Genomic DNA, 23,548 nt, shown 5'->3' on the forward strand with positions numbered 1-23,548 from the left:
GCATGAAGACCTCCGAGATCCGGAGCCGTTTCGTCGACTTCTTCGCCGCCCGCGACCACACCGTCGTGCCGAGCGCCTCCCTGCTCTACAACGACCCGACGCTGTTGTTCGTCAACGCCGGCATGGTGCCGTTCAAGCCGTACTTCCTCGGCGACGAGCCGGCGCCCTTCAAGCGCGCCGTGTCCTCGCAGAAGTGCGTGCGCACCCTGGACATCGACGAGGTCGGCAAGACCACCCGCCACGGCACCTTCTTCCAGATGCTCGGGAACTTCGCCTTCGGCGACTACTTCAAGGAAGGCGCCATCCGCTACGCCTGGGACCTGGTGACGGGTTCCGAGGACGACGGCGGCTGGGGCTTCGACCCTGAGTCCGTGTGGGTCACCGCTCTGCATGGGGACCAGGAGACCATCGACCTGTGGCAGCAGGTCGGCATCCCCCGGCACCGCATCCAGGAACGCGGCCTGAAGGACAACTACTGGCACATGGGCGTCCCCGGCCCCGGCGGTCCCTGCTCCGAGATCTACATCGACCGTGGCCCCGAGTTCGGCCGTGACGGCGGACCTGTGGTCGACGAGGACCGCTTCCTCGAGATCTGGAACCTCGTGTTCCAGCAGGAGGAGCTCTCGGCGGTGCGCGCCAAGGACGACTTCGACGTCCTGCGGCCGCTGCCCAGCCAGAACATCGACACCGGGTCCGGTCTGGAGCGCGTCGCGCTGCTCAAGCAGGGCGTGGCCAACATGTACGAGATCGACGAGGTGTTCCCCGTCATCGCGAAGGCGTCGGAGCTCTCCGGCCGGCGTTACGGCGCTGACCCCACCGACGACGTGCGGTTCCGCGTCGTCGCCGACCACGTCCGTTCGTCGCTCATGCTGATGACCGACGGCGTCACGCCCGGCAACGAGGCCCGCGGCTACGTGCTGCGTCGCCTGCTGCGCCGCGTCGTCCGCTCGATGCGCCTCCTCGGCGTGCAGGACCCCGTCCTCAGCGAGCTGCTGCCGGTGTCGCGGGATCTCATGCGAGTGTCCTACCCGGACATCGACGACAACTGGGCGCGCGTGTCGCAGGCCGCGGCGGCTGAGGAGGAGTCCTTCCGCCGCACGCTGCAGGCCGGCACTGTGATGTTCGACACGGCGGTCGCGCAGGCGAAGTCGGCGGCGACCCCCGCGCTCGCCGGCGACCAGGCGTTCCAGCTGCACGACACGTACGGCTTCCCGATCGACCTCACCATGGAGATGGCCGCCGAGCAGGGCCTCACCGTGGATCGGGGCAAGTTCGACGAGCTCATGCGTGAGCAGAAGGAGCGCGCCCGCGCCGACGCGAAGGCCAAGAAGGGTGGCGCCGCCTCCATGGAGGCGTACCGCGAGCTGCGCGAGCGCGGCGAGATTCCCTTCCTCGGCTACACCGACCTCGACGCGGCCACCCGGGTGCGCGGCATCATCGCCGACGGCGCCGTGGTGGACCGCGCGGCCGACGGCAGCACCGTCGAGATCGTGCTGGAGGAGACCCCGTTCTACGCCGAGGCGGGCGGCCAGGACGCGGACCGCGGCCGCATCGTCGGCGATGGATTCACCCTCGAGGTGCTGGACGTCCAGCGCCCGGTGCCGGGCCTGGTCGTGCACCGGGTCGAGGTGTTCGGCGAGCTCGCGGCCGGGGCCGGGGCCGAGGCGCACGTCGACCCCATCGCGCGCCACGGAGCCGCGCAGGCGCACACCGCGACGCACATCGTGCACGCTGCGCTGCGCGAGCTGGTGGGCCCCACCGCGACGCAGGCGGGCTCCTACAACAAGCCCGGCTACATGCGCTTCGACTTCTCCTCGCCCCAGGCGCTGTCGGACCAGATGCGCGCCGAGGTGGAGGCGCGGGCGAACCAGGCCATCGTCGACAACTTCACGGTCACCGCGCAGCAGATGAAGCTCGAGGAGGCCAAGGCGCTGGGCGCGATGGCCATGTTCGGGGAGAAGTACCCCCCCGTGGTGCGGATGGTGGAACTCGCCGGACCGTGGTCCCGCGAGCTCTGCGGCGGCACGCATGTGGGGACGACCGCGGAGATCGGGGTGCTCAACCTCATCACGGAGGCCTCGATCGGATCCGGTGTGCGCCGCGTCGAGGCCCTGGTGGCCGGCGACGCCTTCCAGCGGTTCGCCGCGGAGCGCGCACTGGTCGCGGAGCTGACCGACACGCTGCGCGTTCAGCCCGACCAGTTGGTCGGGCGCGTCGAGCGGCTCGTGGCGCAGCTCAAGGACGCCGAGAAGCGGATCGCCGCCCTCAACGCGGAACGGCTGCTGGCCTCGGCCGCGGGGATGGTCGGCGATGCCGTCGACGTGGCCGGGGTCCGGTACCTGGGCATCACTGTGCCCGGTGTCGCGGGCAACGACCTGCGGACGCTCGCCCTGGACCTGCGCGAACGGCTCGGCTCAGATCCGGCTGTCGTGGCGCTCATCGGCGGAGCCGACAAGCCGACGGCGCTCGTCGCGACGAACGAGGCCGCCCGCGGCCTCGGGCTCCGCGCCGGCCAGCTGATCTCGGTGGCCTGCGCGGAACTGGGCGGCAAGGGCGGCGGCAAGGACGACCTCGCTCAGGGCGGCGGCACTGACGCGTCGGCGGCTCCGCAGGCGCTGCGGGCCGTCCGCGACGCTCTGGCGGCGCGTGCCTGACCGCGCGCGCCTCGGCATCGACTGGGGCAAGGCGCGCATCGGTGTCGCGGCCTGCAACCCCGGGGTGTCGTTCGCGTACCCCGTCGAGACGGTCCCGGCCGGGGCCGGGGAGCTGGTCCGGCTGGCGGAGCTCGTCGCCGAGTACGACCCGGACGTCGTGTACGTCGGCCTGCCGCTCACCCTCGGCGGCGCCCGATCCCACGCGGCGGAGTTCGTCCTGGCCAAGGCCGCCCAGCTGGCCGCTCGGGTGACGCCCGTCGAGGTCCGGCTGGTCGACGAGCGGATGAGCACCGCGTCGGCGTCACGTAGTCTGGGCTCCGCCGGCCGGCGCGCCAGGCAGCAGCGCAGTGTGATCGATCAGGCGGCCGCCGTCGAGATCCTGCAACGGGCGCTCGACGGCGAGGAGCGCGAGGGCGCCCCTGTCGGTGAACCCGCGGCGAAGGAGGAAACGTGAGTCCCACGTTGTTCGACAACGATTCCCGGCTCGACTGGCGGAAGATCGGCTACTACGCGCGCAGCACATTCGCGGTGCTGCTGTCTCTCGCGGTGCTGATCGGGGGTGGGTGGTTCGTGTACTCCAAGGTCAACGACGCCTACCTCGCGTGGCGCACCGAGGAGGACTACATGGGCGAGGGCAAGGACCCGGTCCAGGTGGTGATCCCGCGCGGGGCCAGCGTCACGCAGATCGGCGACATCCTCGTCGAGGCCGGCGTCGTGAAGTCCACGCGCACCTTCCGGAACGTGGCCCAGCAGAGCGGCGACTCGGACAAGCTGCAGGCCGGGCGGTTCAACCTCCGCACCGAGCTGCCGGCCGAGACGGCGTTCGACATGCTCCTGGACCCCGCGAACCAGGAGCGGCTGTGGGTGACCTTCCCCGAGGGCACCACGGCGGCGGAGCAGGCCGACATCATCGCCGACAAGACGGGGCTGGCAGTCGCCGATGTCACCGCCGCGGCCTCCGACACGAGCATCTACGCCCTGCCCGAATACGCCCAGGGCAAGCTCGAGGGCTTCCTGTTCCCGGCCAAGTACGCGGTCGGCGAACCCCCCAAGGCGTCCGACATCCTGGCAACCCAGGTCAAGCAGTTCGGCCGGGTCGCCGAGGACATGGGGCTCGAGGGCCGTGCCGCGGAGATGCAGGTGGAGCCCCTGGACGTCGTAACCATCGCCTCCATCATCGCGAGCGAGGTCAGCGAGCCCGAGGATCAGCCGAAGGTGGCCGCCGTCATCTACAACCGGTTGGCCGCCGAGATGCCGCTCCAGATGGACTCCACCGTGCACTACGCGGTCGGGCGGTTCGACACGGTCACCACCACGGCCGAGGAGCGCGCCGTCGACTCGCCGTACAACACCTACAAGAACCCCGGCCTTCCCCCGGGACCGATCAGCAACCCGGGCCGCACCGCGCTCGAGGCGGCCCTCATGCCGGCGGACAGCGACGCGCTGTTCTTCGTCACCGTGGACCTCGACACCGGCGAGACCCGCTTCGCCGCCACCATCGAGGAACACAACGCCAACGTGGCCCTGTTCCAGCAGTGGTGTCAGGCCAACGCCGGGCGATGCTGAGACGGGCCGGAGTCGTCGGGGACCCGGCGGGTCACTCGCTGTCACCGGCGATCCACCACGCCGGCTACGCGGCCCACGGCCTGGACTGGGTCTACGACGCGCACACGGTCCCTGCCGAGGGTCTCGACGACTTCGTGCGCGGCTGCGCCGCCGACCCGGCATGGGCGGGCCTCAGCGTCACGGCGCCGCACAAAGACGCCATCCTCGCCCACGGCGATCCGGACGAGCCCACGCGGCTCCTCGGCGCGGGGAACACGCTCATCTTCGGCCCGACGCCGCGGGTCTACAACACCGACGTGCCGGGGTTCGTCCGGGCCTGGCGGGCACACGGCCTCGCCGACATCCGGTCGGCCGCCGTCGTGGGCAACGGCGCGACGGCCCGCTCGATCCTCTTGGCGCTGGCCGGGCTGGGGCTGCGTGACCTGGTGGTGTTGGCGCGCGTGCCCCAGCGTGCCGAGGCGCTCCTGGAACTGGCCGCGGTGCTGGGTGTCGTCGCCGAGGCGCGCGGCCTCGAGGAGCCGCTGCCCGCCGTCGATCTCGTGGCCAACACCGTGCCGGCCGCCGCCACCGCCCCGCACGCGACGCGGCTGGCCGCTGCGGCCGGTGTCGTGTTCGACGTCCTCTACGATCCGTGGCCGACTCCGTTGGCCCGCGCGGCGGACGCGGCCGGCACCCCGGCCCTCAACGGGCTGGACCTGCTCGCCGGGCAGGCGGTCGACCAGTTCTTCCTCATGACCGGGCACCAGGTGACGTTCGAGGGCTGCCGGTCCGCGGCCGAACAGGAGCTCAGCCGCCGCTCGCGACTCTGACACAATGACGCCCATGCTTCGATACCTGACCGCCGGAGAGTCCCACGGGCGTGCGCTCATCGCGACGATGGAGGGCATGCCGGCCCACGTCCGCGTCGGCGCCGCGGAGGTCTCCGCGAACCTCGCGCGCCGCCGCCTCGGTGTGGGACGCGGCGCCCGGATGAAGTTCGAGGCCGACGAGGTCACCCTGCTGGCGGGCTTCCGGCACGGCGAGACGCTCGGCTCGCCCATCGCGATCATGGTGGGCAACACCGAGTGGCCGAAGTGGGAGCGCGTCATGGCGCCCGAGGAGGTCGATGCCGAGGAGCTGGCCGCGCTGGCGCGCAACGCCCCGCTGACCCGGCCGCGCCCGGGCCATGCGGACCTCGCCGGCATGCAGAAGTACGACTTCGACGAGGCGCGCCCGATCCTCGAACGGGCCTCGGCCCGCGAGACCGCCGCGCGCGTGGCGCTGGGAACCGTGGCCCAGGCGTTCCTCCAGCAGGCCCTCGGCATCGAGGTCCTCAGCCACGTCGTCGAACTCGGCCCCGTCCGCGCGACCCGCGGCGACCTGCCGACGCTGGGCGACCTGCCCGCCATCGACGCCGACCCCGTGCGGTGCTTCGACGCCGACGCCTCGGTGGCCATGCAGGCCGAGGTGGAGGCCTGCCACCGCGACGGCGACACGTTGGGCGGCGTCGTCGAGGTGGTCGCGTGGGGGCTGCCGCCCGGCCTCGGGTCCCACACGCAGGGGGACCGGCGCCTCGACGCCCGCCTGGCCGGGGCTCTCATGGGCATTCAGGCCATCAAGGGCGTCGAGCTGGGCGACGGCTTCGAGCTGGCCCGCCGGCGCGGCTCCGCGGCGCACGACGAGATCCTGCCCGGCGAGCGGGGCATCGCGCGGGCGACCCACCACGCCGGCGGCACCGAGGGCGGCATGTCGACGGGCGAGGTGCTGCGCGTGCGCGCGGCGATGAAGCCCATCGCGACCGTGCCACGCGCGCTGCGCACCGTCGACACCGCGACCGGCGAGCCCGCCGCCGCGCACCACCAGCGCTCCGACGTCTGCGCGGTGCCGGCGGCCGGCGTGGTCGCGGAGGCCATGGTGGCGCTGGTGCTGGCGGAGGCGGTGCTTGAGAAGTTCGGCGGCGACTCGGTGGCCGAGACCCGGCGCAACGCGGAGTCCTACCTCGCCGATGTCGCGGCGCGCGGTCTGAGGATCGGCCGATGAGCATCGTTCTGATCGGAGCCCCGGGCGCCGGCAAGACCTCCGTGGGGAAGCGGCTGGCCCGCAAGCTGGGGCGCACGTTCGTCGATGTCGATCAGCGCATCGAGGAGGTCGTCGGCAAGCCCGTCGCGGAGATCTTCGCCGAGGAGGGCGAGGCCTACTTCCGGCAGCTGGAGCAGGAGGCCACCGTCGAGCTGCTCGAGACCTATGACGTGGTGTCGCTCGGCGGCGGCGCGGTGATGAACCCCGCCGTCCGCGACGCCCTCACGGGGCACGAGGTGATCTGGCTCAAGGTGTCCATCGGGCAGGCGACGCGCCGGGTCGGCATGAACACGGTGCGGCCGCTGCTGCTGGGCAACGTCCGCGGGCGGCTCATCGAACTGTTGCGCGAGCGCACCCCGGTGTACGAGGCGCTCGCCACGCAGGTGGTCGACACTGACGGCCGCGGCAGCTCCGAGGTCGCCGACCAGCTGGCGTCGGAGCGGACTGCCGGATGAGCGTCCGCGTCCACTCGGCCCTCGGCCCCTACGACGTGCACATCGAGCGGGGAGCCCTAGGCCGTCTGCCCGGTCTGCTCGGCGACGCTCACCGCGTCGCGCTCGTCCACGCCCCGGCCGTGGCGGCGGTGGCGCGCGCGGTGGCCGCCGGCCTCGACCGGCCCGTCACCCTCGTCGAGGTTCCCGATGCGGAGCGCGCGAAGACCCCCGAGGTCCTCACCGCGTGCTGGAACGCGATGGCGGACGCGGGCCTCACGCGCAACGACGTCGTCATCGGACTCGGCGGCGGCACCACCACGGATCTGGCCGGCTTCGTCGCGGCCACCTGGCTGCGCGGCGTCGCCTACATCAGCGTCCCGACCACCGTCCTGGCGATGGTCGACGCCGCCGTCGGCGGCAAGACCGGCATCAACCTGCCTGCCGGCAAGAACCTCGTCGGCGCCTTCTACGAACCCCGCGCGGTGCTGTGCGACCTGGCGCTCCTCGACACCCTGCCCGACCGGGACGTGCGGGCGGGGCTGGCCGAGGTCGTCAAGTGCGGCTTCATCGCCGACGCGCGCATCCTGGACCTGGCGTCGGGTGACCTCGCCGACAGCACGGACACGACCGGACCCAGGTTCGCCGAGCTCGTCGAACGGGCGGTCGCCGTCAAGGCCACGGTCGTCGCCGCGGACTTCCGCGAGGCCACCTCGTCGGGTTCCCGGGTCGGACGGGAGGCCCTCAACTACGGCCACACCCTCGGGCACGCGATCGAGGCCCACGCCGGCTACACCTGGCGGCACGGCGACGCCATCAGCGTCGGCATGGCCTGGATGGCCCGCGTCTCGCGCGACCTGCTCGGACTCGACGGGTCGGCCGTCGCGCTGCACGACCACCTCCTGGGCGGGCTCGGACTACCGCTGACCTACCCCGGCGGGGCCTACCCGGAGCTACGCGCCCTCATGAGCCTCGACAAGAAGGCCCGCGGGGACCGGCTGCGGCTCGTCGGGCTCTCCGCCTTGGGCGCCCCCGTGATCCTGGACGCCCCCGACGAGACCGTCCTTGAACGCGCCTACCGCGAGCTCGCCACCACCTGACCGGGGCGATTCCGCGCCTCGGTCGCGGATAGGAGAACGCGGCGGGCTCGGGTAGACTGCCGCGTTGGCCGGACAGCGCCCCCACGACACTCGAACGAGGAGACCCCTGCATGGCGTCAACCAACGACCTGAAGAACGGAATGGTGCTCGACCTCGACGGTCAGCTCTGGCAGGTTCTGTGGTTCCAGCACCACAAGCCGGGCAAGGGCAACACGGTCGTCCGGTCGAAGCTCAAGCACGTGCTGACCGGGAAGATCATCGACAAGACGTTCAACTCGGACACCAAGGTCGACACGGCGACCGTGGACCGCCGCGAGATGCAGTACCTCTACCTCGACGGCGACGACTACGTCTTCATGGACAACACCTCGTTCGAGCAGTTCCACGTCTCCGCCGACACCGTCGGCGACGCCAAGGACTACATGCTGGAGAACCAGACCGCCATCGTCGCCACGCACGAGGGCAACCCGCTGTTCATCGAGCTGCCGGCCTCCGTCGAGCTCGAGGTCACCTACACCGAGCCCGGCCTGCAGGGCGACCGATCCACCGGCGGCACCAAGCCCGCGACGCTGGAGACCGGCAAGGAGATCCAGGTCCCGCTGTTCATCACCACCGGCGAGCGCATCAAGGTCGACACCCGCGACGGTTCCTACCAGGGCCGCGTCAGCTCGTAGATGGACCAGCGTCACGGCTACACGACTCAGACGAAGGCCCGCAAGGCCGCCCTGGACATCCTGTACCAGGCCGAGCTGCGCGGGGCTTCGGTGAGCGAGACGTTCGCGGAGCAGCGCTCCTACCTCGGCTCGCCCACGCGCGAGCTGACGACCCGCATCGTGCTGGGCGTCGCCGACCACGGCGCGGAGATCGACCGCAGGATCGCGGCCGCCGCGCCGCCGGCCTGGCCGCTCGAGCGCATGCCCGCGATCGACCGCAACCTGGCCCGCATCGCCATCTTCGAGATCGACCACTCCGACGTCCCACCGGGGGCCGTGATCGCCGAGGCGATCCGGCTCGCCGCGGACCTGTCCACGGACGAATCAGCGGCCTTCCTCAACGGCCTCCTGGCCAAGGCCCTGGCCGACAAGCCCACGACGAACTGACCTATCTAGCGAGGTGCGCATGAGTTCCCTTCCTGCGATTCTGGTATTGGAGGACGGGCGCGTATTTCGTGGCCGATCCTTCGGCGCCGCCGGCGAGACCTTCGGCGAACTGGTGTTCTCCACCGGCATGTCCGGCTACCAGGAGACCCTGACCGACCCCAGCTACCGCGGCCAGGTGGTCCTGGCCACCGCCCCCCACATCGGCAACACCGGCTGGAACGACGAGGACGACGAGTCCTCGCGCATCTGGGTGGCCGGGTACATCGTCCGCGACCCGTCGCCGCGGCCGTCCAACTGGCGCTCGGCCCGCAGCCTCGACGCCGAACTGGCCACGCAGGGCGTCGTGGGCATCAGCGACATCGACACCCGGGCGCTCACGCGGCACATCCGCGACCGGGGCGCCATGCGGGTCGGCATCTCCACCGAGACCACCAACACCGACGAGCTCCTCGCCCGGGTCCTCCAGCAGCCGTTGATGGCCGGCCAGGACCTCACCGCCGACGTGACGACGGCCGAGCCGTACCTGGTGCCGGCGGTGGGGGAGCGGCGCTTCACGGTGGTCGCGGTCGACCTGGGCATCAAGTCCATGACCCCGACCCAGCTGTCCGCCCGCGGCCTCGACGTGCACGTCGTGCCGGCGCACGCCACCTTCGAGCAGATCGCCGCCCTCAAGCCCGACGGCGTGTTCTTCAGCAACGGACCCGGCGACCCCGCCACCGCGGACGGCCCCGTCGCCGTCCTGCGGGAGGTCCTGACCGCCGGGATCCCGTACTTCGGCATCTGTTTCGGCAACCAGCTGTTCGGCCGCGCGCTGGGCCTGGGCACCTACAAGCTGAAGTTCGGCCACCGCGGGATCAACCAGCCCGTCATCGACCGCACCACCGGCAAGGTCGAGGTCACGGCCCACAACCACGGGTTCGCCGTCGACGCCCCGCTCGACGCCGCCGCCCCGACGCCGTTCGGCGAGGTCACCGTCAGCCACGTGTGCCTCAACGACGACGTCGTCGAGGGTCTGGAGCTGCGCCGCGACGGCCGCTTGGTCGGGTTCTCGGTCCAGTACCACCCCGAGGCCGCGGCCGGCCCGCACGACGCCAACTACCTGTTCGACCGCTTCGTCGACGTCATGGCCGGAAAGGACGCCTGATGCCCCGTCGCACCGACATCTCCTCGATCCTGGTGATCGGGTCCGGACCGATCGTCATCGGCCAGGCCTGCGAGTTCGACTACTCCGGCACACAGGCCTGCCGGGTGCTGCGCGAGGAGGGCTTCCGCGTCGTCCTGGTCAACTCCAACCCCGCCACGATCATGACCGATCCCGACTTCGCGGACGCGACCTACGTCGAGCCCATCACGCCGGAGTTCGTCGAGCGGGTCATCGCCAAGGAGCGCCCCGACGCCGTCCTTGCGACGCTCGGCGGCCAGACGGCCCTCAACACCGCCATCTCCCTGCACGAGAACGGCGTCCTCGCCCGCTACGGCGTCGAGCTGATCGGCGCCTCCGTCGAGGCCATCCGCCGCGGCGAGGACCGCGAGCAGTTCAAGGAGATCGTGCTGTCCATGACGGACATCGCCGGGGGCAACCCGGAGGTGGCCCGGTCGCGGATCTGCCACTCGATGGACGAGGTCCTCGCGGCCGCCACCGACCTCGGCTATCCCGTCGTGGTCCGCCCCAGCTTCACGATGGGCGGCGTCGGGTCCGGCTTCGCGCACGACGAGGCCGAGCTGCGGCAGATCGCGGGGGCCGGGCTGTCGGCGTCGCCGGTGACCGAGGTCCTCATCGAGGAGTCGATCCTGGGGTGGAAGGAGTACGAGCTGGAGGTGATGCGCGACAAGGCGGACAACGTCGTCATCATCTGCTCGATCGAGAACTTCGACCCCATGGGCGTCCACACCGGCGACTCGATCACCGTCGCGCCCGCCATGACGCTCACCGACCGCGAGTACCAGCGCATGCGTGACGTCGGCATCGGCATCATCCGCGCGGTGGGCGTCGACACCGGCGGCTGCAACATCCAGTTCGCCATCAACCCCGACGACGGCCGCATGATCGTCATTGAGATGAACCCGCGCGTGTCGCGCTCCTCGGCGCTGGCGTCGAAGGCCACCGGCTTCCCGATCGCGAAGATTGCCGCCAAGGTCGCCGTCGGCTACACGCTCGACGAGATCCCCAACGACATCACCCGCGAGACGCCCGCCAGCTTCGAGCCCAGCCTCGACTACGTGATCGTCAAGGTGCCCCGCTTCGCGTTCGAGAAGTTCCCCGCCGCGGACCCCACACTCACCACGCACATGAAGTCCGTCGGCGAGGCCATGGGCATCGGACGCAACTTCACCGAGGCGCTGGGCAAGGCGCTGCGCTCGCTCGAGGACCCGCGCGCCCCGTTCGACTTCACCGCACCGCTCCAGCCGGTCGCCGACCTGCTCGAGCGGGCGTCGGTGCCGCACGACGGCCGCATCCAGCTGGTGATGCAGGCCATGCGGGCCGGGGCCACGACCGAGCAGGTGTTCGAGGCCACCGGAATCGATCCCTGGTTCCTCGACCAGATGGGCATCATCCTCGACATGGCCCGCGAGGTGCACGACGCGCCGGACCTGACGGCCGAGCTGCTGCGGCGCGCGAAGCGCCACGGCCTGTCCGACGCCCAGATCGCGGCCCTGCGCAACCTCACCACCGAGGTGGTGCGCGGGGTCCGCTGGGCGCTGGGCATCCGCCCGGTCTACAAGTCGGTCGACACGTGCGCCGCCGAGTTCGCCGCCGCCACCCCCTACATGTACTCGTCCTACGACGAGGAGACGGAGGTGCCGGCGCGCACGAAGGAGGCCGTCCTGATCCTGGGCTCGGGCCCCAACCGCATCGGGCAGGGCATCGAGTTCGACTACTCGTGCGTGCACGCGACCATGGCGCTGCGCGAGGCCGGCTACGAGACCGTCATGGTCAACTGCAACCCGGAGACGGTCTCCACCGACTACGACACCTCGGACCGGCTGTACTTCGAGCCCCTGACTGCCGAGGACGTGCTGGAGATCTACCACGCCGAGTTGCAGGCGGGCCCGGTCGCCGGCGTCATCTGCCAGCTCGGCGGCCAGACGCCGCTCAAGCTCGCTCAGACGCTCAAAGACGCGGGCGTGCCGATCGTCGGCACGTCCCCGGAGGCGATCAACCTGGCTGAGGAGCGCGGCGCGTTCGGGCGCGTCCTCGCGCGGGCCGGGCTGCCGGCCCCCAAGCACGGCATGGCCACGACCGCCGAGGAGGCCAAGGCGGTCGCCGGCGAGATCGGGTACCCGGTGCTGGTGCGTCCGAGCTACGTCCTGGGTGGGCGCGGCATGCAGATCGTCTACTCCGACGAGGCGCTCGAGACCTACGTCGCCAAGGCCACCGAGGTGAGCGAGGACCAGCCCGTGCTGGTGGACCGCTTCCTCGACGACGCCGTGGAGATCGACGTCGACGCCCTGTTCGACGGCGAGGAGCTCTACATCGGCGGCATCATGGAGCACATCGAGGAGGCGGGCATCCACTCGGGCGACTCCGCCTGCGCGCTGCCCCCGATCACCCTCGGCGACGCCATGATCGAGCAGATCCGGCACTTCACGCGGGCCATCGCCGAGGGCGTCGGCGTGCGGGGGCTGCTGAACATCCAGTTCGCGCTGCACAGCGACACCCTCTACGTCCTCGAGGCCAATCCGCGCGCGTCGCGCACCGTGCCGTTCGTGTCGAAGGCCACGGACACCGCCCTGGCGAAGGCCGCGGCGCTCATCATGCTCGGGCGCAGCATCCGTGAACTGCGGGCGTCGGGCGCGCTGCGGGCCACCGGCGACGGGTCCACTCCGCGCCCCGGGGCCCCCGTGGCCGTCAAGGAGGCGGTGATGCCCTTCAACCGGTTCCGCACCGCCACCGGCGCCTTCGTCGACACCCTGCTCGGCCCCGAGATGCGCTCCACGGGCGAGGTGATGGGGCTGTCGGACAACTTCGGCACCGCCTACGCCAAGTCCCAGGACGCGGGCGGCGGCCCGCTGCCCACCTCCGGCAAGCTGTTCGTCTCCATCGCCGACCGCGACAAGCGGCACGCGATCTGGCCGATCAAGCGGCTGGTCGACCTCGGCTTCCAGGTGCTGGCCACCAGGGGTACCGCCTCGGTGCTGCGCCGCAACGGCGTCGCGGCCGAGGAGGTGCGCAAGCTCTCCGAGGTGCGCGAAGACGACGACCAGCCGAGCATCGTCGAGCTCATCACCTCGGGCGGCATCGACCTGATCTTCAACACGCCCGAGGGGTCCGCGTCGGGCGCCACCACCCGCGAGGACGGCTACCTCATCCGCACGGCGGCGGTGCTCGCCGACATCCCCGTCATCACGACGGTGCCCGGGCTGGCCGCGGCCACCCAGGGCATCGAGGCGCTGCAGCGCGGGGAGCTCGAGGTCCGGTCGCTCCAGGACTGGGCGCGCCGGTGACCGGCCTGGGCACGCGCGCCCTCCGGGCGGGATACCACGGCCTGCGCGCCGGGCTGTTCCGTTACGCGGGCGGGGACCCCGAGCGCGTGCACGAGGCCATGATCGGCGCGTTGGCGCGGGTCCCGGCGGGCGGCCGGCCCACCGTGGTGGATCCGGTCACGGTCGCGGGGGTCCGGTTCCCGAACCGGGTCGGAGTGGCCGCGGGCCTGGACAAGGACGGGCACGCGGCGCAGGCATGGGTGCGGTTCGGGTTCGGGTTCGCGGAGCTCGGCACCGTGACGGCGCAGGCGCAGCCCGGCAACCCCAAGCCCCGGGTGTTCCGGGCGGTCGCCTCGCGGGGCATCGTCAACCGGATGGGCTTCAACAACGCCGGCGCCGCCGCCCTCGCGGCCACGCTGCGCGCGAAGGGCGTCGAGCGGGGCACCTCGGCGCTCGGCATCCCGCTGGGGATCTCGATCGGCAAGACCAAGGCGGTGCCGCTCGAGGGCGCCACCGACGACTACCTGACGTCGCTGCGGCTGCTGGCGCCCTACGCCGACTACGTGGCGGTCAACGTGTCCAGCCCCAACACGCCGGGGCTCAGGTCCCTCCAGGCGGCCCGGGAGCTCGCCTCGCTCCTCGGACAGCTCACCGACGAGGCGACGCGGCTGTCGCCGCGGCCCGTGCCCATCTTCGTCAAACTCGCCCCGGACCTCGCAGGCTCCGACCTCGCCGAGACGATCGCGGTCCTGAACAGCTCCGCCGCGGCCGGGATCATCGCCACCAACACCACCCTGAGCCGGGACGGGCTCGCCCCCGCCGACGCCGCGCTCGCGGGCGAAGCCGGCGGACTGAGCGGGGCGCCGCTCACCGCCCGCTCCCTCGCCTTCGTCGAGCAGCTCGCCGCGGGCACCGACCTGCCGGTGATCGGGGTCGGGGGCGTCATGAGCCCGCGCGACGGCGCCCGCCTGTTCGACGCGGGCGCCAGCCTCATCCAGCTCTACACCGGCTTCATCTACGAGGGCGTCGCGCTCGTGCGCGGCCTGCACGACCTGAGGAGGTCCCGATGAGCTACGCGACCAGGCTCGCCGCCGCCACCGCCGACAGGGGACGGCTCTGCGTGGGGATCGACCCCATGCCCGCCGTCCTCGACGCCTGGGGCCTACCCCACGACGTGTCGGGTCTCGAGCGCTGCGCCCGCGGCATCGTCGAGGCGCTGGGGGAGCGGATCGCGGTCTTCAAGCCGCAGTCGGCCTTCTTCGAGGCGTTCGGGTCCCGCGGTGTCGCGGTGCTGGAGTCGGTGCTCGCCGACATCCGTGCCGCCGGCGCGCTGAGCCTCCTCGACGTCAAGCGCGGCGACATCGGATCCTCCATGGCCGGCTACGCAGCGGCGTTCCTCGGCGACGACGCGCCGCTGCGGGCAGACGCGATCACGGTGAGCCCCTACCTGGGGGTGGGGGCGTTGACTCCTGCGATCGAGGCGGCCGTGGCCGGCGGACAGGGCCTCTACGTGCTGGCGCGGACCTCCAACCCGGAGGGTGCCCCGGTGCAGCTGGCCACCAGCGGCCACTCGACGGTGGCCCAGCACGTCGTCGACACCTGCGCGGAGATCAACGACACGGCCGACAATGCGCTCGGCCTCGTCGTCGGGGGCACCCACGCCAGCCTGGGCTGCGACCTGAGCGCGTTCAACGGGTCCATCCTGGTGCCCGGCATCGGCGCGCAGGGCGGCACGGTCGAGGGCCTGGCCGATGTGTTCGGCCCCGCGCTGCGGCTGGTCCTGCCCACCGCGAGCCGCGAGGTCATCGGCGCGGGAGCCGCCGAGCTGGGCGCGAGGGCCGGCCGGCTGCTCGACGCCGTGGCCGCTCTGGACTGAATCGACGCGTATCCCCAAGCTACGGCGCAGTTCGCGGTACATTTCACCCAACCCCACCAGGGGTGGACAGTCAGAGGGTGAAGGGACCTCCCATGGCGATTCCTCAATTGAGCAGCGCTCAGCTCGAGTCGGCCCGCGAGGCGGCGACGCAGGCGCGACGCGCCCGCGCCGAGCTGAAGGAACAGGTCAAGAACGGCACGGTGTCGTTCACGGACGCGCTGGGCAGAGCCGTGGGCGACGACACCCTGTCGCGGATCAAGGTCATCGACCTGCTCCGCGCGATGCCGCGGGTGGGCGTCACCCGCGCCACAGAGATCATGGAGAACCTCCAGATCGCTCCGAACCGGCGGATCCGCGGCCTCGGCCGCCATCAGATCGACCGGCTCAACGAGTTGTTCAGCTGACTGATCTCTCCCTAAGCTCGGGCGGTGACCTCCTCAGACGTCTGGGTGATCTCCGGCCCGAGCGCGGTCGGCAAAGGCACCGTGTGTGCCCGGCTGCGCGAGTTGTACCCGGACCCGTTCTACTCCGTGTCCATGACCACCCGGCCGCCGCGGCCGGGCGAGATCGACGGGGTCAGCTACCACTTCGTCGACGTCGACGAGTTCCGGCGCCTCATCGAGGCCGGGGAACTCCTCGAGTGGGCCGTCGTCCACGGCACGCATTACTACGGCACGCCCCGTGGGCCGGTGCTGGCCGCGGTCGCACACGGGCGTCCCGTCGTCCTGGAGATCGACCTGCAGGGCGCGCGTCAGGTCAAGCGCAACCTCCCGTCGGCCCGCCTGGTGTTCCTCGCGCCCCCGTCGTGGGACGAGCTCGTGTCACGCCTCCGTGGTCGCGGAACCGAGGACGAGGCCGCCCAGGAGCGGCGCCTCACCACCGCCCGTCTCGAGCTGGAGGCCCAGCACGAGGCCGATTTCGTCGTGGAGAACGCCGACATCGAGGAAACCGTCGCGGCTTTGGTAAGCTTGATGGGCCTGTGACCGGGCCGCCCGGACTCTTTCGAAGGATCATCTTGAACACTCAGCCAGAGGGCATCACCTACCCGCCGATCGATTCGCTGCTCGAGAACATCGATTCCAAGTACCGCCTGGTGCTGTTCGCCGCCAAGCGCGCGCGGCAGATCAACGCGTACTACTCCCAGCTGGGCGAGGGCCTCCTGGAGAACGTCGGCCCGCTCGTGCCCGCGGCACCGGAGGAGAAGCCGCTGTCGATCGCGCTGCGCGAGATGAATGAGGGCCTGCTGCAGTACACGCAGATCGACCCGGAGCAGGAGGCCGCCGAGCGGACCGCCGCCGACGCCGACCCCGCGTTCACCTTCGTCGATCCGTTCGCCGACACGCCGGAGCCCGACTCCGCGTCCTGAGATCGCCGCTCGCGCTCTCACACCCACGGGGGCGGCTTGTTGCCGCCATGACCAACCCACGATGCGGCTTGTCGCCGCGCTAGGAGTGCTCCCATGAGCCGTCTGTTCACCTCCGAGTCCGTCACCGAGGGCCACCCGGACAAGATCGCCGACTCCATCTCCGACGCCGTCCTCGACGGCCTCCTGGAGCAGGATCCCGGGGCGCGCGTCGCCGTCGAGACGCTCGTCACCACCGGCCTCGTCGTCGTCGCGGGCGAGGTCTCCACCACCGGATACGTCGATGTGGCCAACCTGGCGCGGCGTCGCATCCTCGAGATCGGCTACGACTCGTCGCGTAAGGGCTTCGACGGGGCGTCGTGCGGCGTGACCGTCGCCATCGGCAGCCAGTCTCCCGACATCGCGCAAGGCGTCGACGACGCCTACGAACACCGCCTCGGCTCGGAGGAGGACTCGCTCAGCCTCCAGGGCGCCGGCGACCAGGGCCTGATGTTCGGCTACGCCTGCACGGAGACGCCGACGCTGATGCCGCTGCCCATCGACCTGGCGCACCGTCTGGCGGAGCGACTCACCGAGGTCCGCAAGACCGGCGTGCTGGACTACCTGCGCCCCGACGGCAAGACCCAGGTCACCGTGGAGTACGGCGACGACGGCCGCCCCGTGGGAATCGACACCGTCGTGGTGTCGTCGCAGCACAGCGCCGACGTCGGCCCCGAGCGCATCCAGCCCGACATCGAGCGCGAGGTCATCGGCCCCGTGCTCGAGCGGTACGGGTTCCACGCCCCGCGGCGGCTCCTGGTGAACCCCACCGGTAAGTTCGTCATCGGCGGGCCCATGGGCGACGCGGGACTCACCGGGCGCAAGATCATCGTCGACACCTACGGCGGCATGGCCCGCCACGGCGGCGGCGCCTTCTCGGGCAAGGACCCGTCGAAGGTGGACCGCTCGGCCGCGTACGCCATGCGCTGGGTCGCCAAGAACGTCGTGGCGGCCGGCCTCGCCGAGCGCTGCGAGGTGCAGGTCGCGTACGCAATCGGGACGGCGCACCCCGTCGGCTTCTACCTCGACACGTTCGGCACCGCCGCCGTGCCCGAGGACCGGATCCGCGACGCGGTGCTGGCGACCTTCGACCTGCGCCCGGGCGCGATCATCCGGGACCTGGACCTGCTGCGCCCCATCTACAGCGACGTCACGGTCTACGGGCACTTCGGCAGGGAACTGCCGGTCGCCACCTGGGAGCGCACCGACCGGGCCGACGCGCTCGCGGCGGCGGTGCGGGCCTGACGATGTCCCCGCGGGTGGCGCGGGTCGCCGTGGACGTTCCGCTGGCGCATCTGGACCGCCTGTTCGACTACGAGGTCCCCGACTCCCTGGCGGAGGCCGCCGTGCCGGGCGCCAGGGTGAAGGTCCCGTTCGCCGGCACGATGCGCGACGGCTGGCTCATCGAGCTGGCCGACGGTAGCGACCTCGCCTCCCTGGCGAAGCTGCACCGCGTCGTGTCGTCCGAGCCGCTTCTGTCGGCGGAACTGCACGGGCTGATCCGGGCCGTCGCCGATCACTACGCGGGCTCCTGGTCGGACGTGGCGCGCCTCGCCGTCCCGCCCCGGCATGCCGCGACGGAGAAGGCGCCGCAGCGCGAATGGCCCGCCCCCCGCGCCGCCCCGGACGCGACGGTCCTGCCGGCATACCCGGACGGCGACGCCCTGTTGCGCACCCTCGCCGCGGGCAACGCGCCACGGGTGGCCTGGCAGGTGGCGCCGGTGTGCAACGGCCCGGGCGACCTCGTCGGCGGCGTGATCGAGGCGGCCGACGCCACCCTGCGCTCGGGCAGGTCCGTGGTGGTGGTCGTCCCCACCGCCCGCGAGTTGGCTCACGTCCTGGGGCGGTTCCGGCAGGTCTTCGGGCATGGGGCGGTCGGGGCGCTGGCGGCCGAGAACGGGCGCTCCGCCCGCTACCGCACGTTCCTCGCCGCGAGCCGCGGGCAGGCGCGCATCGTCGTGGGCACCCGCAGCGCGGCCTACGCGCCCGTGGCGAACCCGGGACTCATCGCCGTCATCGACGACGGTCACGACGCCCACGCCGAGCTCCGGGCCCCGCACCCGCACAGCCGCGCGGTCGCCGTCGTCCGGGCGGCCCGGCAGAACACCGCGCTCCTGCTCGCCGCCCACGCGCGCAGCACCGACGCCCAGGCGCTGGTGGCGCGCGGCTGGTTGCGGGACCTGTCGCTGCCGCCGGCCGAGGCGCGGCGTCTCATCGCACCCGCCAGGGCCGTCGACGATCGGGACCGCGAGCGGGACCCCGCCGCCATCGCGCTCAGGGTGCCCTCGGTGGCGTTCCGGTTCCTGCGCGACCATCTCGCCACCGGCCCGGTGCTCGTCCAGGTGCCGATGGCCGGCTATGACGCGGCCCTCGACTGTGCCCGGTGCCTCAACCGGGCGGTGTGCGGCGCATGCGGGGGCCCGCTGCGTGCCCGGGCCAAGGGCGAGCCGCAGTGCGCGGTCTGCGGCCATCGTCCGGTGCGTTGGACGTGCCCGCACTGCCACACCGGTACCCTCCGGGCTCCCCTCCCCGGCGCGGCCCGCACCGCGGAGGAGCTGGCCCGCGCCTTCCCCGGGGTCTTGGCGGTCAACAGCTCAGCCGATCGCATCCGCGACGAGGTGCCCGACGAGCCGGCGATCGTCGTCGCGACCCCGGGCGCCGAACCGGCGGCGCCCACAGGCTATGCGGGCGTGCTGATCCTCGACGGCGAGGTGACGCTGGCACGCGCCGAGCTCCGCGCCGCGGAGGAGGCGGTGCGCCGATGGACCAACGCGGCCGCCCTGGCCCGGGGCCCGCGCGACGGCGGGTCGGTGCTGATCGTGGGGCCGCCGCAGCATCCGGCGGTCCAGGCCCTGGTCCGCGCGGACCCCGTCGGGTTCGCCGAACGGGAGCTCGCCGACCGCGCCGACGCCGGCCTCACCCCGGCCGTCAAGCTGGTTCGTCTCGTCGGCCAGCCCGAGGCCCTGCGTGACTTCCTCGACAACGACGACTGGGCCGGGGTGGATATCCTCGGACCCACCGAGGTCGGCCCCGACCGGTGGGCGGCGCTGCTGCGTGTCCCCATGGCACAGGCCAGGGACCTGACCGCCCGGGTGAAGAGCGCCGCGGCCATCCGGTCCGCGCGCAAGGAGCGGGGACTGCTCGGGATCCACGTGGACCCTGAGGCATTGGAGGACAGATGAGGATCGTGTTCGCCGGCACGCCCGAGGTGGCGCTGCCGTCGCTGGAGGCACTGCTGCGCTCGGCTCACGAGGTCGTGGCCGTCGTCACCCGGCCGGACGCGCCGGCCGGCCGCGGCCGCCGCCTGACTCCCTCCCCGGTCGCCGCCCGGGCCATGGAGTTGGGGCTCGAGGTGCTCACCCCTGCCCACCCGCGCGACCCCGGATTCCAGGCCCGCCTGCGCGAGATCGCCCCGGACGCCTGCGCCGTCGTGGCCTACGGCGCCCTGTTGCCGCAGACCGCGCTCGACATTCCGACCCACGGCTGGATCAACCTGCACTTCTCCCTCCTGCCGCGGTGGCGCGGGGCCGCGCCCGTGCAGCGGGCGATCATGGCCGGCGACGACCTGATCGGCACGGCGTGCTTCCGGATCGTCCGGGAGCTCGACGCCGGGGACGTCTACAGCATGGAGTCCCGCCCGCTGCCGGAGGCGACCGCCGGGGAGGTGCTGGCGATGCTCGCCGACTCGGGTGCGGCGCAGCTGGTGGCGACGATGGACATGGTCGCGGAGGGGCGGGAGCCCACCCCCCAGCCGGCCGACGGCGTCACCGTCGCTCCGAAGATCACCGTCGAGGAGGCGCGCCTCGACTGGGCCCGGCCCGCGGATGAGCTGCGCCGGCACATCCTCGCCTGCTCGCCCGACCCGGGCGCCTGGTGTGAGGTCTCCGGCCAGCGGCTCAAGGTGTTCCGGGCCCGGGCTGCGGAACCCGCCGAGCTGGCCCCCGGAGAGCTCGCTGTCACGCGGTCCGCCGTCGCGGTCGGCACCGGCGAGGGGACCCTCGAACTGCTCGAGGTCCAGGCCGCGGGCAAGCGCCGCATGCCGGCCGCCGACTGGGCGCGCGCCCTGCCCACCGGGACGGTGCTGTCGTGAGCGCGCGACGCGTCGCGTTCGACGTCCTGCGCCAGGTCACCGGCGAGGGCGCCTACGCCAATCTCGCGCTCGCCAAGCGGCTGGCCGTGGCCGGCCTCGACTCCCGCGACGCGGCGCTCGTCACCGAACTCGTCGCCGGGACCTGCCGCCTCATGGGGACCTACGACCGGATCATCGAGGCCGCCGGCGGCCGTGCGCTGGGCTCGCTGCAGCCCGCCGTCGTCGACCTCCTCCGCCTCGGCACCCACCAGCTGCTGAGCATGGACGTGAAACAACACGCCGCCGTCGGGACCACGGTGGAGTTGGCGCGCGGCACGGTCGGACAACGGGTGACCGGCGTCGTCAACGCCATCCTGCGCAAGGTCGCCGCGCGCACCCTCGACGAGTGGACGGACCACCTCGCGTCGGGCGCGGACGAGCGCGAGGCCCTGGCCCTGCGCGGCCATCATCCGCGATGGATCGTGGACGCGTACGCCGACCTGCTGCCCACCGAGGAACTGCCGGCCGCGTTGGCGGCCAACAACGTCAACCCCACGCCGACGCTGGTCGTGCGTCCGGGCCTCGCCGAGGTGGCCGACCTGCTCGACGCGACCCCGACCCCGTTCTCCCCGTTCGGCGCCACATCGACCCGGCCGCCCGGCGAGCAACCGCTCGTCCGCGATGGCCGCGCGGGCGTCCAGGACGAGGGGTCGCAGCTGGTGGCCTGGGCGCTGGCCCGGGCCGACGCGCCCGAGGGGCCGTGGCTCGACATGTGCGCCGGGCCCGGCGGGAAGGCCGCCCTCCTGGCAGGTCTGGCGCGTCGGGACGGACGCTGGCTGCTGGCCAGCGAGGCGCAGGAACACCGGGCGCGCCTGGTGCGGCAGGCGCTGTCCGCCTACCCGGACGGCACCGTCACCATCACCGCCGACGGGACCGCCCCGGCGTGGGACGCCGCCTTCGCCCGGATCATGGTCGACGCGCCGTGCACCGGCCTGGGGGCGCTGCGCCGGCGCCCGGAGTCCCGCTGGCGGCGCTCACCCGAGGACGTGACGGCGCTCGGCGGGTTGCAGCGCTCCCTGCTCCGGCACGCCGTGGAGTCGCTGCGGCCGGGCGGGGTGGTGGCGTACGTCACCTGCTCGCCGCACCGGGCGGAGACGGTCGAGGTGGTCGACGACGTGCTGGCCGAGATGCCCGACGCGCGCCGCCTCCACGCCCCGGATCTGCTGCCGGAGGTCCCTGACTGCGCACTCGGCGATGACGTCCAGCTCTGGCCGCACCGGCACGGCACCGACGCGATGTACCTCGCCCTCCTCACCCGCTGAGCGGGCGATAGGGTGACGGCCATGCGCATCACACCGAGCATCCTCAACGCGGACTTCGCCAACCTCGCCGCCGAGATCGCCCGCATCCCGAGCGCCGACGCCGTGCACGTGGACGTCATGGACAACCACTTCGTGCCCAACCTGACCATCGGGCTGCCCGTGGTGGAGTCGCTGCGCCGCTGCACGGACCAGATGCTCGACATCCACCTCATGATCGAGGACCCGGACCGGTGGGCGCCGGCCTTCGCCGAGGCGGGCGCCGAGTCGGTGACCTTCCACGTCGAGGCCGCCAAGGCCCCGGTGCGCCTGGCCCGCGAGCTGCGCCGCACGGGCGCCCGGGCGTCGATGGCGCTGAAGCCCGCCACCCCCATCGAGCCGTACGAGGACGTGCTCGGCGAGCTCGACATGGTGCTGCTCATGACGGTCGAGCCGGGCTTCGGGGGACAGAAGTTCCTCGATCTCGTCCTGCCGAAGATCCGCCGCACCCGCGCGCTCATCGGGAGCCGCCCCATCTGGCTGCAGGTCGACGGCGGGGTGAGCCTCGAGACGATCGGGCGCTGCGCGGAGGCCGGTGCCGACACCTTCGTCGCTGGCTCAGCCGTCTACAGCGCCGACGACGCGGACGCCATGGTCACCGCCCTGCGCAACACGGCCCTCGCCGCCCACCGGCACTGATCCCGGGCGCCGCCTCAGCCCTCGTGGCCCCGGCGGCGCAGGAACTTCTCCAGCTCGGCCGCGATGGTGTCGCCGGTGGCCTCCTGGACCTCTTCCTGGTCCCGCGCCTCCTCGAGCTGTTCGATGTACTCCGCGATGTCCGGGTCCTGCTGGCTCAGCTGATCGACCGCGGTCGACCAACGCTCCGCCTCCTCGGGGATCGACTTGTGGTCCAAGGCGACCCGCAGCACGCCCTCGAGTTCGGTGAGCAGCGCCTCCTGGGCCTTCGGATTCGGCGGTGCGGCGACGTAGTGCGGCACCGACACCCACAGCGAGGCCGCAGGGATGCGGGCGTGGAGCATGAGCTGGCTGGCCACGCCGATCATGCCCGTCGGGCCCGTGTAGTCGTTGGGCTGGATCGACAGGCGCTGCTCGACCCCCGGGTCCGACGTGTAGAGCCCGACGGGGAGGGGGCGGGAGTGCGGCGTGTCGCTCAGCATCGCCCCCAGGAACACCACGATGTCCGGCTCGACCCGCTGCACGTGGCCGATCAACTCGGCGGCGAACGTGCGCCACAGCAGGTTCGGCTCGGGTCCGATCATGACGACCAGGTCTCGGTCCGGGTGGTTGACCACCCGGATCCGCACCCCGGGCCACTCCACCCACGGGCCGTCGGCGGCGCGATGGAGCATGGGACGGGTGGCCTGAAAGTCGTAGAAGCGTTCGTCGTCGATGGCGCCGGCGTCTGATCCCGGATACGCGTCGATGAGATGACGCAGCAGGTCGCTCGCCGCGTTGGCCGCGTCGTTCCAGCCCGAGAACCCGATCAGCACGGCGGGGTCGCGGAGGCCTTCCAGCGGCGTGAACTGCATTCATCCACCCTATCGCGGT

22 protein-coding genes are annotated in these 23,548 nt (G+C 72.2%); 21 read left to right on the forward strand and 1 reads right to left on the reverse strand.

From position 1 onward, the window contains the following. Positions 1-2: 2 nt before the first annotated feature. From alaS to rpe, 21 genes are all read left to right on the forward strand, one after another. Positions 3-2,654: an alanine--tRNA ligase gene (gene alaS, locus ACFQPD_RS03700; protein ID WP_385898577.1), complete on the forward strand. Its 2,652-nt coding sequence runs from the start codon at positions 3-5 to the stop codon at positions 2,652-2,654. Further along, positions 2,647-3,108: a Holliday junction resolvase RuvX gene (gene ruvX / locus ACFQPD_RS03705; protein WP_068751370.1), complete on the forward strand. Its 462-nt coding sequence runs from the start codon at positions 2,647-2,649 to the stop codon at positions 3,106-3,108. Before alaS ends, ruvX begins: the two co-directional genes overlap by 8 nt. Next, the gene (mltG, locus tag ACFQPD_RS03710; protein ID WP_385898580.1) at positions 3,105-4,220 is read left to right on the forward strand and encodes an endolytic transglycosylase MltG; all 1,116 of its coding nucleotides are present in this window, start codon (positions 3,105-3,107) and stop codon (positions 4,218-4,220) included. The genes ruvX and mltG overlap by 4 nt, the downstream gene beginning before the upstream one ends. Next, positions 4,214-5,029 (forward strand): shikimate dehydrogenase, encoded by an 816-nt coding sequence (locus ACFQPD_RS03715; protein WP_385898582.1) that lies wholly within the window; start codon positions 4,214-4,216, stop codon positions 5,027-5,029. The genes mltG and ACFQPD_RS03715 overlap by 7 nt, the downstream gene beginning before the upstream one ends. A gap of 13 nt (positions 5,030-5,042) precedes the next feature. Then, positions 5,043-6,239 (forward strand): chorismate synthase, encoded by a 1,197-nt coding sequence (aroC, locus tag ACFQPD_RS03720; protein ID WP_068751371.1) that lies wholly within the window; start codon positions 5,043-5,045, stop codon positions 6,237-6,239. Further along, positions 6,236-6,733, forward strand: a complete 498-nt coding sequence (locus ACFQPD_RS03725; RefSeq protein ID WP_353081340.1) for a shikimate kinase — start codon at positions 6,236-6,238, stop codon at positions 6,731-6,733. The genes aroC and ACFQPD_RS03725 overlap by 4 nt, the downstream gene beginning before the upstream one ends. Then, positions 6,730-7,809 carry a 3-dehydroquinate synthase gene (gene aroB, locus ACFQPD_RS03730; RefSeq protein WP_385898586.1) on the forward strand — a complete coding sequence of 360 codons (1,080 nt, stop codon included), beginning with the start codon at positions 6,730-6,732 and terminating at the stop codon, positions 7,807-7,809. Before ACFQPD_RS03725 ends, aroB begins: the two co-directional genes overlap by 4 nt. Before the next feature lie 110 nt (positions 7,810-7,919). Further along, the gene (efp, locus tag ACFQPD_RS03735; protein WP_068751374.1) at positions 7,920-8,483 is read left to right on the forward strand and encodes an elongation factor P; all 564 of its coding nucleotides are present in this window, start codon (positions 7,920-7,922) and stop codon (positions 8,481-8,483) included. Beyond that, a complete protein-coding gene (nusB, locus tag ACFQPD_RS03740; RefSeq protein ID WP_385898590.1) occupies positions 8,484-8,909 on the forward strand; it encodes a transcription antitermination factor NusB in 426 nt (141 codons plus the stop codon). Between the two features lie 19 nt (positions 8,910-8,928). After that, positions 8,929-10,053, forward strand: coding sequence for a glutamine-hydrolyzing carbamoyl-phosphate synthase small subunit (carA, locus tag ACFQPD_RS03745; RefSeq protein ID WP_385898593.1), 1,125 nt, complete (start codon positions 8,929-8,931; stop codon positions 10,051-10,053). Further along, positions 10,053-13,355, forward strand: coding sequence for a carbamoyl-phosphate synthase large subunit (carB, locus tag ACFQPD_RS03750; RefSeq protein ID WP_385898596.1), 3,303 nt, complete (start codon positions 10,053-10,055; stop codon positions 13,353-13,355). Before carA ends, carB begins: the two co-directional genes overlap by 1 nt. Next, a complete protein-coding gene (locus ACFQPD_RS03755) occupies positions 13,352-14,404 on the forward strand; it encodes a quinone-dependent dihydroorotate dehydrogenase (RefSeq protein ID WP_385898598.1) in 1,053 nt (350 codons plus the stop codon). Before carB ends, ACFQPD_RS03755 begins: the two co-directional genes overlap by 4 nt. After that, on the forward strand, positions 14,401-15,210 hold the full coding sequence (gene pyrF, locus ACFQPD_RS03760; RefSeq protein ID WP_385898600.1) for an orotidine-5'-phosphate decarboxylase: 810 nt from the start codon (positions 14,401-14,403) through the stop codon (positions 15,208-15,210). Before ACFQPD_RS03755 ends, pyrF begins: the two co-directional genes overlap by 4 nt. Before the next feature lie 92 nt (positions 15,211-15,302). After that, positions 15,303-15,614 (forward strand): integration host factor, actinobacterial type, encoded by a 312-nt coding sequence (gene mihF, locus ACFQPD_RS03765; RefSeq protein WP_078919565.1) that lies wholly within the window; start codon positions 15,303-15,305, stop codon positions 15,612-15,614. A 24-nt stretch (positions 15,615-15,638) separates the two neighbouring features. Continuing rightward, positions 15,639-16,193, forward strand: coding sequence for a guanylate kinase (gene gmk / locus ACFQPD_RS03770; RefSeq protein ID WP_353081333.1), 555 nt, complete (start codon positions 15,639-15,641; stop codon positions 16,191-16,193). Positions 16,194-16,222: 29 nt separating this feature from the next. Further along, positions 16,223-16,576, forward strand: a complete 354-nt coding sequence (gene rpoZ, locus ACFQPD_RS03775) for a DNA-directed RNA polymerase subunit omega (RefSeq protein ID WP_068751492.1) — start codon at positions 16,223-16,225, stop codon at positions 16,574-16,576. Between the two features lie 93 nt (positions 16,577-16,669). Next, positions 16,670-17,857: a methionine adenosyltransferase gene (gene metK / locus ACFQPD_RS03780; protein WP_385898604.1), complete on the forward strand. Its 1,188-nt coding sequence runs from the start codon at positions 16,670-16,672 to the stop codon at positions 17,855-17,857. A gap of 2 nt (positions 17,858-17,859) precedes the next feature. Then, positions 17,860-19,794, forward strand: coding sequence for a hypothetical protein (locus ACFQPD_RS03785; RefSeq protein ID WP_068751382.1), 1,935 nt, complete (start codon positions 17,860-17,862; stop codon positions 19,792-19,794). Next, on the forward strand, positions 19,791-20,702 hold the full coding sequence (fmt, locus tag ACFQPD_RS03790; protein WP_385898608.1) for a methionyl-tRNA formyltransferase: 912 nt from the start codon (positions 19,791-19,793) through the stop codon (positions 20,700-20,702). The genes ACFQPD_RS03785 and fmt overlap by 4 nt, the downstream gene beginning before the upstream one ends. Further along, a complete protein-coding gene (locus ACFQPD_RS03795; RefSeq protein ID WP_385898765.1) occupies positions 20,663-22,003 on the forward strand; it encodes an RsmB/NOP family class I SAM-dependent RNA methyltransferase in 1,341 nt (446 codons plus the stop codon). Before fmt ends, ACFQPD_RS03795 begins: the two co-directional genes overlap by 40 nt. 21 nt (positions 22,004-22,024) lie before the next feature. Beyond that, a complete protein-coding gene (gene rpe / locus ACFQPD_RS03800; protein ID WP_385898611.1) occupies positions 22,025-22,678 on the forward strand; it encodes a ribulose-phosphate 3-epimerase in 654 nt (217 codons plus the stop codon). 14 nt (positions 22,679-22,692) lie between these two features. Here the strand turns inward: rpe and ACFQPD_RS03805 are convergent, their stop codons facing one another. Then, positions 22,693-23,529, reverse strand: coding sequence for a proteasome assembly chaperone family protein (locus tag ACFQPD_RS03805; protein WP_385898615.1), 837 nt, complete (start codon positions 23,527-23,529; stop codon positions 22,693-22,695). Positions 23,530-23,548: the final 19 nt, after the last annotated feature.

It is taken from the genome of Tessaracoccus sp. O5.2, assembly GCF_964266725.1.
GTDB lineage: Bacteria > Actinomycetota > Actinomycetes > Propionibacteriales > Propionibacteriaceae > Arachnia > Arachnia lapidicapta.

Bases quoted from the DNA above. Each gene is read 5' to 3' on its own strand.
- alaS (WP_385898577.1), top strand. From the start codon at position 3: ATGAAGACCTCCGAGATCCGGAGCCGTTTCGTCGACTTCTTCGCCGCC.
- ACFQPD_RS03715 (WP_385898582.1), top strand. From the start codon at position 4,214: ATGCTGAGACGGGCCGGAGTCGTCGGGGACCCGGCGGGTCACTCGCTG.
- aroC (WP_068751371.1), top strand. From the start codon at position 5,043: ATGCTTCGATACCTGACCGCCGGAGAGTCCCACGGGCGTGCGCTCATC.
- ACFQPD_RS03725 (WP_353081340.1), top strand. From the start codon at position 6,236: ATGAGCATCGTTCTGATCGGAGCCCCGGGCGCCGGCAAGACCTCCGTG.
- aroB (WP_385898586.1), top strand. From the start codon at position 6,730: ATGAGCGTCCGCGTCCACTCGGCCCTCGGCCCCTACGACGTGCACATC.
- efp (WP_068751374.1), top strand. From the start codon at position 7,920: ATGGCGTCAACCAACGACCTGAAGAACGGAATGGTGCTCGACCTCGAC.
- nusB (WP_385898590.1), top strand. From the start codon at position 8,484: ATGGACCAGCGTCACGGCTACACGACTCAGACGAAGGCCCGCAAGGCC.
- carA (WP_385898593.1), top strand. From the start codon at position 8,929: ATGAGTTCCCTTCCTGCGATTCTGGTATTGGAGGACGGGCGCGTATTT.
- carB (WP_385898596.1), top strand. From the start codon at position 10,053: ATGCCCCGTCGCACCGACATCTCCTCGATCCTGGTGATCGGGTCCGGA.
- pyrF (WP_385898600.1), top strand. From the start codon at position 14,401: ATGAGCTACGCGACCAGGCTCGCCGCCGCCACCGCCGACAGGGGACGG.
- mihF (WP_078919565.1), top strand. From the start codon at position 15,303: ATGGCGATTCCTCAATTGAGCAGCGCTCAGCTCGAGTCGGCCCGCGAG.
- metK (WP_385898604.1), top strand. From the start codon at position 16,670: ATGAGCCGTCTGTTCACCTCCGAGTCCGTCACCGAGGGCCACCCGGAC.
- ACFQPD_RS03785 (WP_068751382.1), top strand. From the start codon at position 17,860: ATGTCCCCGCGGGTGGCGCGGGTCGCCGTGGACGTTCCGCTGGCGCAT.
- fmt (WP_385898608.1), top strand. From the start codon at position 19,791: ATGAGGATCGTGTTCGCCGGCACGCCCGAGGTGGCGCTGCCGTCGCTG.
- rpe (WP_385898611.1), top strand. From the start codon at position 22,025: ATGCGCATCACACCGAGCATCCTCAACGCGGACTTCGCCAACCTCGCC.
- ACFQPD_RS03805 (WP_385898615.1), bottom strand. From the start codon at position 23,529: ATGCAGTTCACGCCGCTGGAAGGCCTCCGCGACCCCGCCGTGCTGATC.